Source organism: Corynebacterium sp. CCUG 61414, assembly GCF_024453945.1.
Taxonomy (GTDB): domain Bacteria; phylum Actinomycetota; class Actinomycetes; order Mycobacteriales; family Mycobacteriaceae; genus Corynebacterium; species Corynebacterium pseudogenitalium.
The window spans coordinates 34680-51213 of the sequence record NZ_JAGPYU010000010.1 but is presented as its reverse complement, the minus strand read 5'-3'; the positions used below and the strand labels follow the sequence as shown (position 1 = coordinate 51213).

At 48.9% G+C, this 16534-nt stretch carries 9 protein-coding genes and 1 tRNA gene; 4 read left to right on the top strand and 6 right to left on the bottom strand.

Translation table 11 applies throughout. The features are described 5' to 3' along the window. The first annotated feature begins 59 nt into the window (after nt 1-59). A complete protein-coding gene (locus KBX14_RS08040; RefSeq protein ID WP_256042269.1) occupies nt 60-1112 on the top strand; it encodes a beta family protein in 1053 nt (350 codons plus the stop codon). Here KBX14_RS08040 and KBX14_RS08035 read toward each other — a convergent pair. Both KBX14_RS08035 and KBX14_RS08030 read right to left on the bottom strand, forming a co-directional pair. Then, entirely contained in the window at nt 1093-1680 is a 588-nt protein-coding gene (locus KBX14_RS08035) for a sce7726 family protein (RefSeq protein ID WP_256042268.1), read from the bottom strand. The two genes, KBX14_RS08040 and KBX14_RS08035, sit on opposite strands and share 20 nt — an antisense overlap. Nucleotides 1681-1954: 274 nt before the next feature. Further along, nucleotides 1955-2028: transfer RNA gene (locus KBX14_RS08030), tRNA-Ile, on the bottom strand. Nucleotides 2029-2175: 147 nt separating this feature from the next. Here KBX14_RS08030 and wecB point away from each other — a divergent pair. Continuing rightward, on the top strand, nt 2176-3333 hold the full coding sequence (gene wecB / locus KBX14_RS08025; protein WP_256042267.1) for a non-hydrolyzing UDP-N-acetylglucosamine 2-epimerase: 1158 nt from the start codon (nt 2176-2178) through the stop codon (nt 3331-3333). A 73-nt stretch (nt 3334-3406) separates the two neighbouring features. Continuing rightward, the gene (gene wecC, locus KBX14_RS08020; RefSeq protein ID WP_256042266.1) at nt 3407-4678 is read left to right on the top strand and encodes a UDP-N-acetyl-D-mannosamine dehydrogenase; all 1272 of its coding nucleotides are present in this window, start codon (nt 3407-3409) and stop codon (nt 4676-4678) included. Between the two features lie 317 nt (nt 4679-4995). Here wecC and KBX14_RS08015 read toward each other — a convergent pair whose 3' ends face one another. The 3 genes from KBX14_RS08015 to tagD are packed head-to-tail and all read right to left on the bottom strand — an operon-like array spanning nt 4996 to nt 10760. Beyond that, nucleotides 4996-6519, bottom strand: coding sequence for a glycosyltransferase (locus KBX14_RS08015; protein WP_256042265.1), 1524 nt, complete (start codon nt 6517-6519; stop codon nt 4996-4998). A gap of 18 nt (nt 6520-6537) precedes the next feature. Next, nucleotides 6538-10323 carry a glycosyltransferase gene (locus KBX14_RS08010; protein WP_256042264.1) on the bottom strand — a complete coding sequence of 1262 codons (3786 nt, stop codon included), beginning with the start codon at nt 10321-10323 and terminating at the stop codon, nt 6538-6540. A gap of 47 nt (nt 10324-10370) precedes the next feature. Beyond that, entirely contained in the window at nt 10371-10760 is a 390-nt protein-coding gene (tagD, locus tag KBX14_RS08005) for a glycerol-3-phosphate cytidylyltransferase (protein ID WP_256042263.1), read from the bottom strand. A 401-nt stretch (nt 10761-11161) separates the two neighbouring features. Between tagD and KBX14_RS08000 the strand changes: the two genes are divergently transcribed. Further along, on the top strand, nt 11162-13126 hold the full coding sequence (locus tag KBX14_RS08000; RefSeq protein ID WP_256042283.1) for a glycosyltransferase: 1965 nt from the start codon (nt 11162-11164) through the stop codon (nt 13124-13126). Here KBX14_RS08000 and KBX14_RS07995 read toward each other — a convergent pair. Then, nucleotides 13123-16530 carry a CDP-glycerol glycerophosphotransferase family protein gene (locus KBX14_RS07995; protein WP_256042262.1) on the bottom strand — a complete coding sequence of 1136 codons (3408 nt, stop codon included), beginning with the start codon at nt 16528-16530 and terminating at the stop codon, nt 13123-13125. The genes KBX14_RS08000 and KBX14_RS07995 overlap by 4 nt on opposite strands. Between the last annotated feature and the right edge of the window lie 4 nt (nt 16531-16534).

The window sequence follows — 16534 nt, the reverse complement described above, 5'->3', positions numbered from 1 at the left end:
ATACCATATACCCTTAGAGTTCCGAACAATTTCAATATTACCGTAAGGATGGAACAGCCATGCGAGCATTCAACGAGAAGCACTACGTGCCCGCTTTATTTACAAAACGCGCTGAACTTACAGCGTTGTCAAAACTTGATATCGGACTTAAGTCCGATATTTCCCCTCTGTTTGTTATTCCACCCCTGGAAATTGACCACGAGACCGGAGAGCAAAGAAAGTCTACAGATCGTCACATAGAGAATGTTGCTACGGAGCTCACACAGAAGTGGGGTAAGAATCCAGCTTTCATCGACACACAGTACCTTGAAGATTCTATGCTCGCGAATGGTGAACATCCGCTCCAAGCGATTATCACTGAGGCCAAAGAACTTGAGCTTCAACTCGTACCTGTGGTTCCCGACAAACCCACTGCGCCCTTACTCAAGGCCTTGACAAATCTCAAGCCTGAAGAGATTTGCTTACGTGTCAACATCTCGGATTGGCTTGATTTCAAATCGGAGCCACTTTTGGAAGAACTCGGTGTCGAAAAAGATAGGGTACACCTCATTATCGACAGAAGCGACGACCAATCCGACCTCGCCCGCAAAATCACACGGACGATTGTTGAACAGTTACAATCTCCAACTGAGTGGAAAACTGTAACAGTTCTAGGAACTTCTATGCCCGATCCGCTCCCGAACGATAGTCTACTATTCGAGGTCGAACGTACTGAAGTAATCGACCATGACAGATTTCTAAACGGGGAAATACAGGTCCCCCGAAAGCCAAGTTACGGTGATTACACAATCACCGCCCCCACACCGTTCACCGTCGTCGATCCCCGCTTGATTCAAATTAGCGCCAAGTTCAAATATGCCTCTGACACCGCGTGGGTTATCGCTCGTGGAGACCTTTTCAAAGGACACGGTGGGAGAAGTAAAGGCGCCTCCGCATTTCTCCCAGTCGCAGAAAAGATTCTGCGACATCCAGCTTTTGACAATGAACCCGTCGGGCCCGACGAATGGCTTAGGGCGGCTGCAGCCGACCCTTCCAAAGGGGGAAGCCCCGAAGTTTGGGTCCGTGTAGGTGTTTGGCGCCACATCCTGAAAACTATAGAGCATTTGATGTGATTGGCTTTTGTCGCCAACCTGTACGATACTTGAGAGTGCAGCGTATGGCGCCTCGAAGTTCGTCCAATGACATCGTCTCAACTAAAACCCGCCCGATCATCTGGCGGGTTTTGCTTTTCATCCCTTTTGCAGCCCCCAACTTCTCCAGAATTTCGAGGGCTTCAGATTTCCAAAGCACTTGCGTCATGAGATAAGGGTCCAGAATTGGACTCATAGACGGTTGCTTTTGTGAAACTACCTCCAGCTTGCCATTCCTGTAGCCTACAACTTGGTATCCCCACCACGCAGGGAGCATTTCCAACGACTTCTCGAAATGACGTTCTGCAACAACCAAGTTTGAAAAATCAAGTACTTTCGAATACGTTGCGACCTGTTTTGGTAGACGCGCTAATGAGTCCGACTCACTTTTTAACTCAAACCCAGTTAGGTAGCCGTTAATTACTACTACATCGACTCGAGCTTTTCCGCATATCCCAAATTCATCCACCACGAATGTGGAATCCAAATCCTGCGAGTGCTTAGAAGCTAAACGCTCATGAAGTAAGAGCCTCACATCAACGTCACGCATTCCCGCCAAAGCTAGCAAGCCTCCAAAGTGCAGTAAACGTCATTTCACTGGAATCCTACTTGATTGAGGACCTCCGACCCAAACACAGCACGACTTGAGAGCTACCAGGGAGCAAAAGTTAATGAAGAAGACTTACCTAGCCAGTCGGAGCTAAGCAATCGTCGCAAGAATAAGTGAAAACCGGCCAAGGCCAGTTCACTAACGGCAGGACTTCTCAAAGCGAAAAGATCTAAGCAAGACACTTCAAGAAGCGCAGGGTTTCCCCTCAACCTTGTGGGGCCAGCGGGGCTCGAACCCGCGACCAGCGGATTATGAGTCCGCGGCTCTAACCGACTGAGCTATAGCCCCTTCTTTGAACAGGGCTGAATTGCACCAGTTCCGGAAACACATTACAACATGCTCAAAGCAATTTGAAACGGCCCCCACAGTTGCTACCATCAAACAGTTAAGGTATCAGCAAATTCAGCAGTTTCTAGAGCCAGATAAGGAATCCAGATGACCCCTGCAAAGATCATGGTTGTCTACGGTACACGCCCGGAGGCCATCAAGCTTGCACCGGTCATCAAGGAACTGCGCGCTCGCGATGAGTTTGAAACGCTGGTCGTCTCCACTGGGCAGCATCGCGAAATGCTCGCCCAAGTGACAGAGCTTTTCGGTTTTCAGCCAGACATAGATCTCGGTCTCATGCACAGAAAACAGCCACTGAACCGGATTATGTCGCGAGCACTCAAGCGCCTCGATAAGGTTCTAAAAGAATTTAAACCTGACGCACTTATCGTTCAGGGAGACACCTCAACCGCAGCATCTGCGGCTATTGCAGGTTTTAACCGCGAAGCCAAGATCGTTCACATCGAAGCAGGTCTCCGCTCATTCGATTTGAGCTCTCCATTCCCAGAAGAGGCGAATCGCAAGATCATTTCCGCGATCGCATCTTTGCATCTCACGCCAACAAACCGTGCGAAAAACAATCTCATTTCCGAGGGCATTTCGGAAGACGCGATTGTTGTAACCGGGAACACCGTTATTGACGCTTTACTTGAGACTGCAGCGAAAGAAAGCCACTTTACTAACGCCTCAGTTGAAAATGCTCTCCGTAACTTCGACCGCCGAGTCATCTTCACTTCTCACAGGCGAGAAAATCTTGATTCGCTCGCCAAGATCGGAATCGCGCTCGGAAATCTGGCAGAGCGCTACAGCGACACAGCTTTCTTCGTACCCATGCATTTGAATCCTCGGATTCGGGAACGTCTCCTCCCGGGCGTTGAACATCTCCCAAACGTAGTGGCCACCGGCCCACTCCCCTACGACGAATTCATTCACCTGATGAAGCAGTCTGACCTCATTATCACCGATTCTGGCGGAGTGCAGGAAGAGGCACCAGCGCTCGGACTACCAGCACTACTAATCCGAGACACAACGGAGCGCCCAGAGGCCATTGAAGCCGGCGTTGTGAAGATGATTGGCCCTGACCCTGACACCATCATTTCGGAAGCCACGGAACTCCTCGACAACCCGGATGCCCATGCCGCTATGAGAAACGCAGTGAATCCTTACGGTGACGGCCACGCAGCTGAGCGCACCGTGAAGGCTCTCGGTGACCTATTCAGCCTCACAATCGATTCTCAGGCCGCTGAGCTTCACTCATCGTTCTAGCCTCTTGTAGACTCGGCAGGCAAACACGCTAAACTATCAACGGCATCACCCCACAATCCAGTTGAGGAGCACCATGACCGTTGATCTACGCGACCACTTCGACATTGCCGTAATCGGTCTCGGATATATCGGGCTTCCGACTGCCGCGTTTTTCGCATCCACAGGCCTGCAGGTCTTCGGGTACGACATCAACGCGGATCGAGTAGCGACAATCGCGAAAGGCGAGGTCCCTTTTATTGAGCCCGGCTTCGATGAGCTACTCAAGAGCGTTGTCTTGTCTGAATCTTTATCCGTAGGAACAGAACTTATGTCTGCGGATGTCTATATCATTTCTGTCCCGACTCCACTCTCCTCAGACAAGTCGGTCGATCCCTCCTATGTTTTCGATGCAGCAAAATCGATTGCTCCACTGCTCCAGGGTGATGAACTTGTCATTCTGGAATCGACGAGCCCTCCCGGACTAACTGAAAAAGTGGCAGATCTTCTAGTGTCTGAGCGCGCAGATCTTACGATGGCCCCTGATCAGACGAACAGCATCTATGTTGCGCATGCGCCAGAGCGCGTACTCCCGGGCAAGATCATGGAAGAAATGACGAGCAACGCTCGAATTGTGGGCGGTATTAACGAGCCATCTTCAAAGCGGGCGAGAAAACTCTACGAGCGGTTCTGCCAAAACGATGTGCTCACCACCGATGCGCGCACTGCAGAGATGGCGAAACTCACGGAGAACGCTTTCCGAGATGTCAACATTGCTTTCGCAAATGAGCTTTCATTGATCTGCGATGAACTGGATATTGATGTTTGGGAGCTGATCTCGCTCGCAAATCGGCACCCGCGTGTAAATGTACTCCAACCGGGTCCTGGCGTCGGCGGGCACTGCATTGCGGTTGACCCATGGTTCATTGTTCATTCTGCACCGGAGCAAGCACAACTCATCAAAACCAGCAGACTGGTCAACGATTCCAAACCTGAATTTGTGCTGTCCAAAATTGATGACGCACTAGCTGAATTCGACTATAAATCCGAACACCCTCATATCGGCATACTTGGAATTACGTTCAAGCCAGATATTGACGATATACGGGAATCTCCAGCACTTCGCATAGCTGAGCAAATCGCGTTGAGGCATCCTCAGGCCTTTGTGGATATCGTGGAGCCCAACCTAAGCCATTTACCTCAAACCTTGAATTCCTTGGCCAACGTTCGCCGCGTAGACCTTGCAGAGACCTTAAAACAAGCAGACGTTCTTATCGTGTTAGTCGACCATTATCAATTTCACTTGAATGCTAAGGAGATCTCCGAACACCCATGTGTCATTGATACACGGGGGCTATGCATAAAGTAGCATTAATAGTTTTTGACTCCTGTTTTATGCGCCTCGAATCCGGAGACTTCGGTAACTAACCTCCATAGTTTCGAAGCAAACTTCACTCGGCAAAACACATAGATGTACCATCAACCACCTGCTAACAGTTTTCGAAGGCCCCTGCACCCAGCGTCTCCTCAATGCCCCAAGCGCTCATCTTTCCAGATTCATTTCTATGCCTAAACCTGGCCGTAAATACCAATAGCGATCCTAAAACAATTGGTATTTACGACCAGGCTTCGCAATTGTCATATCAATCGTCACGCTTACGATCGCCACCAGGTAGCGGCAATCGCTCAGTTAACACCTAATTCCTCAAATAGCTGGCGCCAAAGCTGCACAAAGTCATTCGGCCTATATTCACCGTTTTTCTCCATGCAAGCTTCAGACATATTCATCCTCAGCCTATTATCGATCAATAACAAGGCAACGGCATCCGCCAACTCTGCATAGTTGTCAAGATCGACCACGAATCCATTTTCTCCATCTTCTATGCCACTTCTCGCACCATACTTAAAGTCAAATGCGACCGGTACGCAGCCGTGCGCAATCGATTCAAAAAGTGACAGTGGCTGCCCCTCTCTTTGTGATGGAAAAACCGCTACTTGCGCGCTGGAATACACACCACCGGAATTCGGAACTGTGCCTTTAAGAGTCACATATTGCTCTAGACTATGTTCTTTTATGACACGAGCGATCTTGTCATGCTCTGGGCCGGAACCGTAGATTTCAAATCTTGGCTCAACGATGCCTGTACATTTTTCGATAACTCGAGCAAAGAACGGAACGAATTTTGCAATTCCTTTTACTTCACGAAGCTGTGACACTGACACTACGAGCCCAGGTTCTCGGGCAGACAGCTTCTGCTCAGGGATTTCCATGACATGGGGGATTACAGAAATATTACTGAGGGTGGGTTGACGCTTTTGCAAGTCAAACTTCTGCTGTTTTGTCAAAACCACGCATGAACTCATTGAAGGTATTTTTTCAACGGTTTCTTGATAGAAAGGTACTATGTAGTCTTGGTATCTTGGAGAGGTTGTCAAGATATGAGATCCATGAAAAACATAGATGTCACGGAAGTTTAGTTGCACCTTTGCTTCCTGCACTGCCTTGATCTGATAAGTCCATTCACTGATCAAGCAGTTATTCCGTAATATGTCTTCGTTGCAGGTCACAAGCCAATAAGCAATGAGCGCATCTAGATCGACAAATGCACGTTCCGTACCATTCCTATCGAAAGCCCTAAAAAAGTCAATTTCGCCATTTAAGTAAGTAACGGACAAATAGATTTGTCCCTGTTCGTTAAAGTATTGATCTTCTAGAACTTTCCCGTCACTGGAAAATAAGCGAGCACGGATCACTGAGTTGTTTTGCCTGATCCATAAGGTTTTATACTTCTTGCCACCATTAATCAGATTAACAACAGGAACAAATGATCCGTCACCCCAATTGGCGTACGCACGATAATTACCGTCTACGTCGTAGTATCTCGAGATAGACTCCTTTTCGGAATCCTTTACTTCACGAAAACCATCTAAATCCAAGCGAGCTCCAGGGTCTGTGCTCCCGGATTTATCGTCCCTAAGCCTCGCCAAATCTGTATACAGGCTACGCACTTTGGTACCCGACGAAAGTTCTCCTGTTGCTCTCAATTTCTCAATCTCACGATCGAACGCTGCATGAAATGCATGCACAAGCACTACAGGCTCAGCAAAGCCTAGTTCATCAAAGTACCGAGCTCTTGCAAGTGCAGAGCGCGTAACGCCGCTGAGTTTGGATGATAGGCTCCCGCTCATGAGCATAGGTATAACTGGCATAATTTTCCCCTTCCAGCGTTATAGATCGAGGGCAGATGCGAATTGATTGGTAGCTGTGGCTTGATAGTCTTCCGCAGAAAAGGCCTTTACATCCCAGTCGTCGCCTTTAACAAACGCAGCCATAGCTTCGGCCAGCCCTGATGCAGAGAGTTCTACTAATTTACCACCTCCGTGAGCCAATACCGATTTAACCCCCACAACGTTGCACCCGATTGCAGGAAGCCCTAACACAAGGCCTTCCACGAGGGCTAGGCCTTGGCCCTCGTAGCGCGAAGGAAACACGTAGCAATCATATTTTGTCACCAAGGCAAGTGGGTTTTCGAGATAACCAGGCAATAAAATTCGATCTTGCAGCCCAGCTCTGGCGACCTTAATACGGTATTCTTCCATTAACGGACCATCACCGATAATAACTAAGTATGATTTTTCGCACGAGTCAGCTATTTGACAAAAAGCGTCGATCAACAAATCATGACCTTTTTCTCTTGTGAGTCGGCCTGCGGTCACAAAAACTGTTGCATCCGCAGGAATATCAAGTTCTACGTCAGGAATCAGGTTAGCTTTCTCGCGGATGCTGTCGGCGTCGATGGCATTTTGCACGGTAACAAACTGCGACGGCTTGGCAAATTGTCGCTCTACTGCAAGTTCTGTACAGTTCAGGTCATTAACCGAAGGGCTTACAGATGCAAGCTTTCCGTAGTGGGAGTACAGTGCAAAAATCGCAGACAAATACGCAAAGCGATGTTCACGCTCTCTCTCCATATCGCTGTGTAGGTAAATCAACTTATGGTCTTGACTGACGGGAGCTGCAGCAAGCAAAGCTGCCCAGAAACGTGCATACCCCTCAAAGCAAACAACTCGGTCGAACTTTGCGTCGCCGAACATTCGCCTAAACTCGCGTCTAAACGCATGTAAGTAAATGTCACGGTGCATTTGAGACGAAAATTCAAAGTTCTTATTAAACTGGCTAATTAGCCACTCTTCCTCTGGAGTTTGGGCCATCCCACCGACTCGGCCAATAGCGCGAACTGAATCGTCCAGCTGCTCAAATTTTTCAAATCGATCCTCATGATTCCAGACTGCCTCAGGCTGCAAGACGACAGTTTGGCGAATTTGACTATTCTCCGCAAGCGTTTGGCTGAGATTGAGGAAAGAACTCGTTATCCCATTAGGGATAAAGGATCCTTGGAAAAAGAGAATCTCTTTGCTATTGGTACACGATACTGGCACCGTCCACTCATCGTTATCGTTAAAGAAAAACTCCAACGCCCTGTGGGTCGCCATACCGTCATCGAGCGGGGAAAAGTCGGATCGTGCAAGTTCTCCTTCTCGGACAGTGAATTCTTCCGCCTCAAGAATTCTCTGGATCTCAAGAATGAGCGAATCAATATTTTGGACTAAAATCCCCGGTAAATCTGCCATGTTGAAATAAGCACCGCGCTCAGCAAAGTACTCATCCTGGTCATATGCATACAACAGCACAGGTCGACCCGTCGAATAGAAGTCGAAGAAAACTGACGAATAGTCAGTGACTAGGACGTCCGTGAACCCCAGTAGGAAATTGGTATCTATACTTTCCGGCACAATTCTGACAGGTAGATCGAGATCTCTGATCTGATCTTCCATCAGAGGGTGCGGTCGAAACAAGATGGTTGCATCAAGCTCAGATAAGCGAGCAAGATCTTGCATTAACTTTCGAGTATCGAATTTCTTTTCGGCTAGCGTTCCCCTCCACGTTGGAGCATACAGCACTGTTGGTTTTCCCCCAGAACCAAGATCAAATTTACTGGAGTCGTTGCACCATTTGTCTGGATCCAAAGTGAGGTCGATGCGGGGGTATCCCGTGATCGCTGCCTTCCCAGCGAAGATTCCTTCAACATCGTAACGGTTCAATAGTACATGGCGAGTATGTTCATTCGGGAAAAGCATGTGGGTCGCCTGAAGAAAATTCCGGGCTGCATTTTTATGGTCCATGAGGCCAGACCGAATGTCTTTTCCTAGAGTTTTCAATGGCGTCCCATGCCAGGTATTCAGGTACTTCTGCTCTGGCCGCCTTATAAAATACGGGGCAAAGGTATTATTGTTGATTAGCCAACCTGCGGTAGCCAGATGAAGCGCATAACTATACTTATCCCGCTCAACCGTGACTACATTATCGTAACCCTTAAATTCATCCGGAAGCGAGCCACCTGAGTTTAAAACAACTACATGCATTTGGCTTTTCCCTCGTTCAGTAGAAAGGTTCTGACGAAGCAGCGGATAAATGTTACAAGTGATTTTCCCGCCATGATTGCTTTCGTAGAGGACCTTCGTCTCATCTACAGGCAACTCCTGGCTTAGCTCTGTATAAACCATGGGGATATAATCCCGTCGTTGGCCATATTTTGAGGTGTCTAGACCATGTGCTGAGCGAAAATCACGGGTCCCAAGGTAGTATTCTCGCGCCACATCTAGTTCACCCTCTAAAACAGAAATGTATGCAAGCAGCCGGTAATCCTCGGGCTCAAGCATCGACGCTGTATTGACAAGCCATTCAAGGTGTTCACCAGCAGCACCTAATTCACTAGTTGCGATCAGTCGCTTGGCCTCAGCTCGGACAACATCCCTGTAACGGTTCAGCTTTGCGTATCGAATGATCTCTGGGTCTGCCAACCGTTCAGGAACATCACTAACAAATTTCTGGTCATAGCGATTTCTTAAATAAATCGATAATTGCTCTGTCGCTCGAGTTTCCCCCACAACGAATCGTTCGACGTATAGTGCACGATACAGATGATAGGGAGCATCAGACATCAGGTATGCTGTCAGGTATGCGTTCAACGCAGCTTCGAAGTTGGCTAGTTTTTCCTCGCAGAAACCCAAATGATACATCCAAATCGGCTTGGATTCTGCGTCCGCAATGGCCTTTCTCAAATAAAATTTTGCATCCTCAAAACGGTAGCTTCGCATCAACGCAAATCCGGCCGCATGGTAATCGTTGCTAGCACTTTTTGCTGTCAACCGGTGCATTTTTGTTTGAGCAACGTTCTTCCATGCACCTTTTCGAAGCAGAACGCTTTCGAGGCCTTTCTCCTTGGCTCCCGCCCCCAACACACTAGCGTTTTTCTGGATACACTGCTCTGCAGAAGCAACGCCTTCAGTATGGAATAAAGCTTCAGCTAATTTCAGTGTCGTAGACTCGGTAGGTTTCTCAGAATTCAGTGTGGTAAGTAACTCTACAGCTTCAGGGAAGCGCTGCATCCGCATACGATAGTCTGCTAACTGAGTGAGCCACTTATCAGTCTTAATCCCCTCGGAGTACCCTTCCTCCAGGATTTCCAAGCGCCGCCAAACAGGTTCCTGAGAGTTAGCGTCCAAGAGCCCCTGCCAATACCGTGTATTACCGCTCTCTAACGCGACGGCACGAGCGGAAAACTTCTTGGCAGTCTTATAGTCTCCCAAGAGCTTGGCATTTCTCGCCAGCTGATAGTTAATCTCAGGATTATCTTTGAGTTCCCCAATTTCCAAAGCTTTTGCCAACGTAGCAGTAGCAGCAACATAGTCTTTTTGTTTTGATTGCAGATACGCCGTGTACGTATAAGCTTCTTTTGAGCTTGTTAACGCTAGGTTGGATTCCATCAGCCTGCGAGCAGAAACTTCATCCCCACTCTTGGAAAGCACCTTAGCGAGATTAAGCAACTGTCCTTGCGGCATGCGATTCGATTTGGCAAGTTCCACCAATTGCGCTGTTGGAATCCTGTCTACAACGTTTACAAGCGCTTTCTTGGCCACTTTTTTGAGTTCGACAGGGACTGGTTGCTTCATGTCATTCCTTTCAATGAAAGTTATGGGAAATCTCGCAGAGGCGCAAACTATTTGGTCAAATCAGTCTTGATTTGGGTTGTTGAGATTTCGGGAGTTCGCTTCAAATAAACGATCTCACAAAGTGAGCCGAGTTGCTGGTCAAACTTCCCTTCCCAATCGTCACCCATCACAAAGACGTCGACGTCATATCTTTCAATATCTTGCGGTTTCTGTTCCCATGATTCTTCAGGAATGACCATATCGACATAGCGGATAGCCTCTAGCATCCTTTTACGGTCGCTATAGGAAAAATATGCTCTCTTCCCTTTAAGTGCGTTAAACTCGTCAGCGGATAAAGCGACAATCAGATAATCTCCTAGAGCCTTCGCCCGCTTAAGCAACTCAATGTGGCCATAATGCAAAAGATCAAATGTCCCGTAGGTAATAACTCGACGCAAGGTGCACCTCTTAACTCGACAGGCAATTAGTTTGTATCTCTACGAATATTACGTCTTTTCCTGACCAGACGTAATATCGACGAGGTATAGGCTACTCAATCCTGGTGGTTTTTAGAAAGTGATCGGTCCGGGACAGGTGCCATTACGTAAAACGACTCGAACCCGCGATTTTACTTAGTGCTTTGAAAGCGCTTGCCCCCAAGTTCAACTGAAAGTATAACACCGGATTCATGGATAGATTAGGAAGATGGATGCCTGTTCACTCGGAAAACGATTCCGCTGTTCTACAGGCCAACCAAACATTCCTGAATGAATCAATCGCTATGCATTATTCTATTGCCAAGACTTTGAAAAGACTCAAGGATTAACGTCCGCCCTCGCAATGAAGACAAATAGTGAAAATGAATTTGAGCAACTCCCTACGCACACAGCTAAAACGGCTCCATACTGCCAGTGAGCAAATTAGACGTGGGAACACGGATTACGTTCGGGCCAAGATTATTGAAGAGATCGGTAATCAGAGCAGCAACCTGCCACGATTTGTAACACCCAAATTGCCGCGCTGCGTAATTGATTCATTGCTCCAACCACAAAAATTCGACCCAAAACAAAGCCCTGTGCTTCGGTGCTTGATTCCTGCGACCCCTAGTGGAGTCACGGTTGCAGTGATACTCGATGACTTCTCGTTGTTCTGCTGGCGTAGCGAGTTCCAAGTAGTCAACCCAACACCAGACAATTGGCAGCAAGTGTTTGAAGGCACTAGCATCGATTTTCTATTTGTGGAATCTGCCCACGCCGGCAACAGTGGCGCGTGGCGAAGCAGACTAAACAAGACTGATTCAGCAGATCCAGCTCTGAGTGAAATGCTGGACTGGTGCAAAGAGAATAACGTTCCCACCGTCTTCTGGAACAAAGAGGACCCTGCACATTTTGATGACTTCATTACCACCGCGTCGCTGTTCGATTACATCTTCACCACCGATTCGGACATGGTTGAACGGTACCGTGAGATCGCGCCGGATGCTGTCGTAGGAGTCATGCCGTTTGCTGCTCAACCTGCAATTCATAACCCTGCTCGTAACCAGCCAAATATGCCAGGTATCCGGGATAAGCGTTGGCAACGTGGTGATATTGCTTTTGCGGGAACTTACTTCAATCACAAATATCCGGAGCGCCGCCAACAGCTCGATCTCCTCCTTGAGGCAGCTGCCACCGCGGCGTCAAAGAACGGGTTCAACTTCTGCATCTTCTCTCGGCTTGGAAACGTGGACAAACGGTACCGTTTCCCGAAACAGATGCGCCGATACATCGTAGGGAGCTTGCCACCGGAGCGAATGCTCTCCGCGAACAAGGAACACAAAGTGTTCTTGAACGTGAACTCAGTGGTCACTAGCCCTTCGATGTGTGCCCGGCGGTTGTTTGAGCTTCCAGCTAGTGGTGCCGCAGTCGTCACTACCCCGAGCCCAGCAACAACGAATTTTTTCTCTCCCGATGCTTTGGCAGAGGTGCAGTCTGTGGAAGAAGCTACTGCAACAATCACTACACTAATTAATTCTCCCGAGTACCGCGAAAAAATGGTACACCGTGCCCAACGAACCATCTGGAACCAGCACTGTTATCGTCACCGTGCAGAGCAGCTTTTCACTGCAATTGGGCTTCAAACTCCCTCTCGGTCGTCCGGCCTCGTATCAGTCATTTGTTCATCCAACCGGCCAAAGAATGTGATCCATGCCCTGGCCCAATTCGCACGGCAGTCAATACAAGAGCGAGAACTCATCCTCATAACACATGGCTATGAACTGAAGCAGGCGCAGCTACACGAACTATGCCTCGACCTAGGCATCGACCCTTCCACAGTGACAATGTTGGAAGCGCCTCAAGCTTGGTCGCTCGGCAGCTGCTTGAATACTGCAGTTTCTCAGTCGAGCGGAGACTTCATAGCTAAGTTCGACGACGACGACTATTACCTGCCGCACTACCTCGAGGACATGCGCAATGCAGTGATGTACAGCGGCGCTAATCTCGTTGGGAAACAAGCAGCATATGCCTTTGTAGAAGGATCAAATGTCCTGGTTCTACGTCGACCTGACCAAGAACACTTGTGGACCAATTTCGTTGCAGGCCCAACGCTGTTCGGACCGCGCGAAACTTTTGAGCAACACCCATTTGAAGATAGAACCACCGGGGAGGATACTGCCTTCCTCAAGTCGATACTCGCAGCCAATGGACACATCTACTCCACAGACCGGTTTAACTTCATCCAGGTGCGTGGCAACAACCACACTTGGAAACTCTCCGATGCAGAGTTCATCGCCCAAGGTGAAGTTCGATCATTTGGTTTGAATGAAGCGCATGTAGAAGCCTAGGACTTCAACATTTGAATTATCCAGGTTTCTATCTGCTCAAGATTCTCAAGCACAGATTTTTGAATCGCAGCTTGCTGAGCTGATTCATCAGATTTGAACTGCGTGGTTTGCCTCAGCACCATCGCAATTTCTGATTCAAGCTCCTTGGTGGTGAGTGCAACTGGTCGCCCAGAGTCATAAGGCCAATCGCTATAGAACCCGCGCTCTTGAGTCTTGTACGCCTCTAAATCCGGTGCATACACAATCGATGGCTTACCAGTGAGCGCGTAGTCAAAGAAGATTGAAGAGTAGTCCGAAACTAGTAGATCTGCAATGGCAAGAAGCTCCTCCACACACGGGTAGGAGCTGACATTTTTCACGTTCTCGCCCTTTTTGTGCACTGCCTTCATATGATGGCCACGAACAAGCACTACCGCATCATTATCTTTCGCAATCCTATCCGCTGGAAAAGCTAAATCCTCACCTAAATAACGCCATGTAGGAGCCCATAAAATCACTCGCTTGCCCGGAGGAATCCCCAGCTTCGCCTTGATGCTTGCTGTTTTTTGCATCGCCCGAGCTAGAGCAAGGTTCCTCGGGTACTCTCCTTTCAGTACCGGGCCTGTGTAATACGCAGAACCTGCAATTCGTTGAGCTGCTTCAGCGGACTGTGCAAGCAACAAGTCCCAGTCACTTGCCTGGCGCTTCATCAAACGCCTATATGAAAGACCAACAAAATTAGGGTGTGCGTCAAAGAGCAGCCGCTTGATAGGCCAACCATGCCACGTTTGCAACCAATACTGACCCGGTCGCTTCCGAAACCACAGTGGGAAGTTGTCGTTTCCGACAATAACTTTGGCTCGAGTAAGTTTGTCGTACCACGCATCACTGCCAGTGATCACAGGAATAGCGCCGTCGGGGACCACAACCCTGTCATCGCGTACGGACACCCAAATCGGAAAGTCAGAATTCACGGAAAGCAGGTATTCGCATATAGCGCCCGGATTATCGGCAGTGTTTTTCCCGCTGAATGATTCGAAGAATAGTCCGGCCAACAATGGCTTAGTTTGTTCTGGAATGCCTTGATACGTTTCCCATGATGTTGAATGCGCAAGCGTAGTCGGAGGGAGAAAGTAGACCGCTGTAGTACCATTCTCGCGTGGTTCGATACGTATTGAGCGCACAGAACCATTCAGGAATGTGTTGCTTCTCAATTCGCCTGCTTCGATAGCGAAACGTGACGATCGATTTTTCGGTACGAGTGAAAACCTGAGAAAATATGCTCGATCCCGGGCATCTTGTACCTTGAATTGAGTCCTGAATTTATTATGTTTCCAAGTTGTCGTTCCCAGAAGTACGTCTCGAGACGAGCGAAGCCAAATAGTGGGTTTTATTGAAGTTGGAGTGCACCGACCTTCAACTATCAATACTCCATCATGCAGACTTGCAGAATCAGCAACGACTCGGATTAGTTTCTGATCAATGTATGCATGCCCATCCGGCGTCGAGCGAATAACAGTGCCGGTAAAGTCATCTGCTTTGTCTTCGGGTATAGATACATACTCAGTAGTCCGCCCTCCAATCTGTAATGGCGTCCTTTTCGACCACCCCAACAGGGCACGATAACCGATTGGTCTCAAAAAACGTACAAAATCAGTCGCTTCCGAACTAGCAGTCCCGAAGCCTGTGGTCGCCCCATGAAGCGCTAAAAGACTTACACGCCACTTCTTAAGCAGCAGTGCATCAGGTTGTACTTGGCGACGACACAGTTCAAATCGTGGTCCTCCGGGTGCACGCTCAGACTGGACATACCACCGTTCTTGGTTTCCAACTGGTCCAGCGCCCCTTGTAGCTGGTTCTCTACTCTGCTTTACATAATCAATTGAAACAATTCCATTCCATCGGGCAACCACTACGATTCCAAGATGTTGGTGCTGCCGAAGATCTAGAGAAAACTCAAACGAATCGCGTTCCCGATCAAACCAAGGGTCTTGGGTTTCAGCATTGTTACGGGTATCGGCAGTTCGCCGAGTATCCAGTCGTATCGCTCCGTCCAAATCCTCAATCCGCGGAACGGGAGGTAACTCTCCTTTGTTTTCGAGCGCATAAATGGCAATCTCTGTTTCCGCGCTGTCAACACCCGCCATGAAAGCTCTGATCTGAACCGACACGTCGTATGGCCCTGTCCAGCGCAATTCTTGGACTACAGCATGTACCGGTACATCTATCGGTTCTGCCTGGAGCAATTCCTTAGGAAGACCCTCAATGTCTGGAGTACAGGATGAAAGTAATGCCCCATCTGGACCGAATGCATACCTGTGTTTGAGATCCAGACGCAAACCTAACTCTTCAATGACATCCGCATCCGTTCCGTGAGCCAAAGCCCAGAACAGTGTGCGCCGCTGTATGGGGATTCGACTAAACACTCCGGAAAAGTCCCGGGACCACCCATCCATCTCGCTGGTTAAGTTTCGCATGACTTCTCTGTACGGATCCCCAGGAGCTTTGTGTGGCAGATGAACAGCGAACAAATACATGTCCCGTGCGATAAACCGCTCCAACATGAACTCTAGGAGCTCACCAGGCGCTCCTAGCTGAAAAGCCTCAACCCACATTTGCCGAGTAACAATCGCTCTATCCTCAATATCTTGGAGAGAAGCCTTGGCGTTAGAGCGTGATGTACCTACTTCAGACATCCTCCACGAATACACATCCCGCTTCAGCACATCAAATGAAGTTGCTGCACAGATCGCTCGCAGCACTGGAGGTTGGTCCTCATAATTCACATCCTCGGGAATTGGTCCGACGCGTGTATTCCAGAAGTCGGTGCGGAAAATCTTGTTCCACAGCACTGGTTCCTCAAACACCTGAGGAAATGTTTTCGCAGTCACCCTTGGTAGGTCTTCTCGGTGCGTCGCCTCAACAATCTGGGGGCGCGAAACCGAGCTGCCCTTATGGCGGACGTACCCACCAAAGACAAAGTCACTTCCTGTTGTTTTCAACGAATCAAGCATTGAAGAGTACGCACCTGGAAGCACGACGTCATCAGCATCGGCGAAAGTGAGAAACTCTCCCTGTGCTTGCTGTATCGCGAGATTGCGAGCCGCACCGGGGCCCCGCCCTTCACCATCGATGATCTTGATCCGCTTGTCGAGCAGCGCAAGCGAATTCAAGATAGCTCTGGAAGCATCGGTCGATGCATCATCGACTACCAAGATTTCTAGTTCATCGATGCCCTGGGACTGAATTGAGTGCACCAAGGTTGCAATCCAGCGAGCAGCATTGTGACAAGGGATAACCACGCTGAGGATCGGAGCCTTTGCCGCCTTCGTATGCACCCAAGTACCCGCGTGGCGAGCTTGCTTCAGCCACGCGCGCGCATCATGCGCATACGAAAGCGCTGTCCGGATGTTTCCCAATCCCACTCGT

Coding starts and splice junctions, on each gene's coding strand:
- KBX14_RS08035 (WP_256042268.1), bottom strand. CDS start 1,680: ATGCGTGACGTTGATGTGAGGCTCTTACTTCATGAGCGTTTAGCTTCT.
- KBX14_RS08010 (WP_256042264.1), bottom strand. CDS start 10,323: ATGAAGCAACCAGTCCCTGTCGAACTCAAAAAAGTGGCCAAGAAAGCG.
- KBX14_RS08040 (WP_256042269.1), top strand. CDS start 60: ATGCGAGCATTCAACGAGAAGCACTACGTGCCCGCTTTATTTACAAAA.
- KBX14_RS08000 (WP_256042283.1), top strand. CDS start 11,162: ATGAATTTGAGCAACTCCCTACGCACACAGCTAAAACGGCTCCATACT.
- wecB (WP_256042267.1), top strand. CDS start 2,176: ATGACCCCTGCAAAGATCATGGTTGTCTACGGTACACGCCCGGAGGCC.
- KBX14_RS08015 (WP_256042265.1), bottom strand. CDS start 6,519: ATGCCAGTTATACCTATGCTCATGAGCGGGAGCCTATCATCCAAACTC.
- wecC (WP_256042266.1), top strand. CDS start 3,407: ATGACCGTTGATCTACGCGACCACTTCGACATTGCCGTAATCGGTCTC.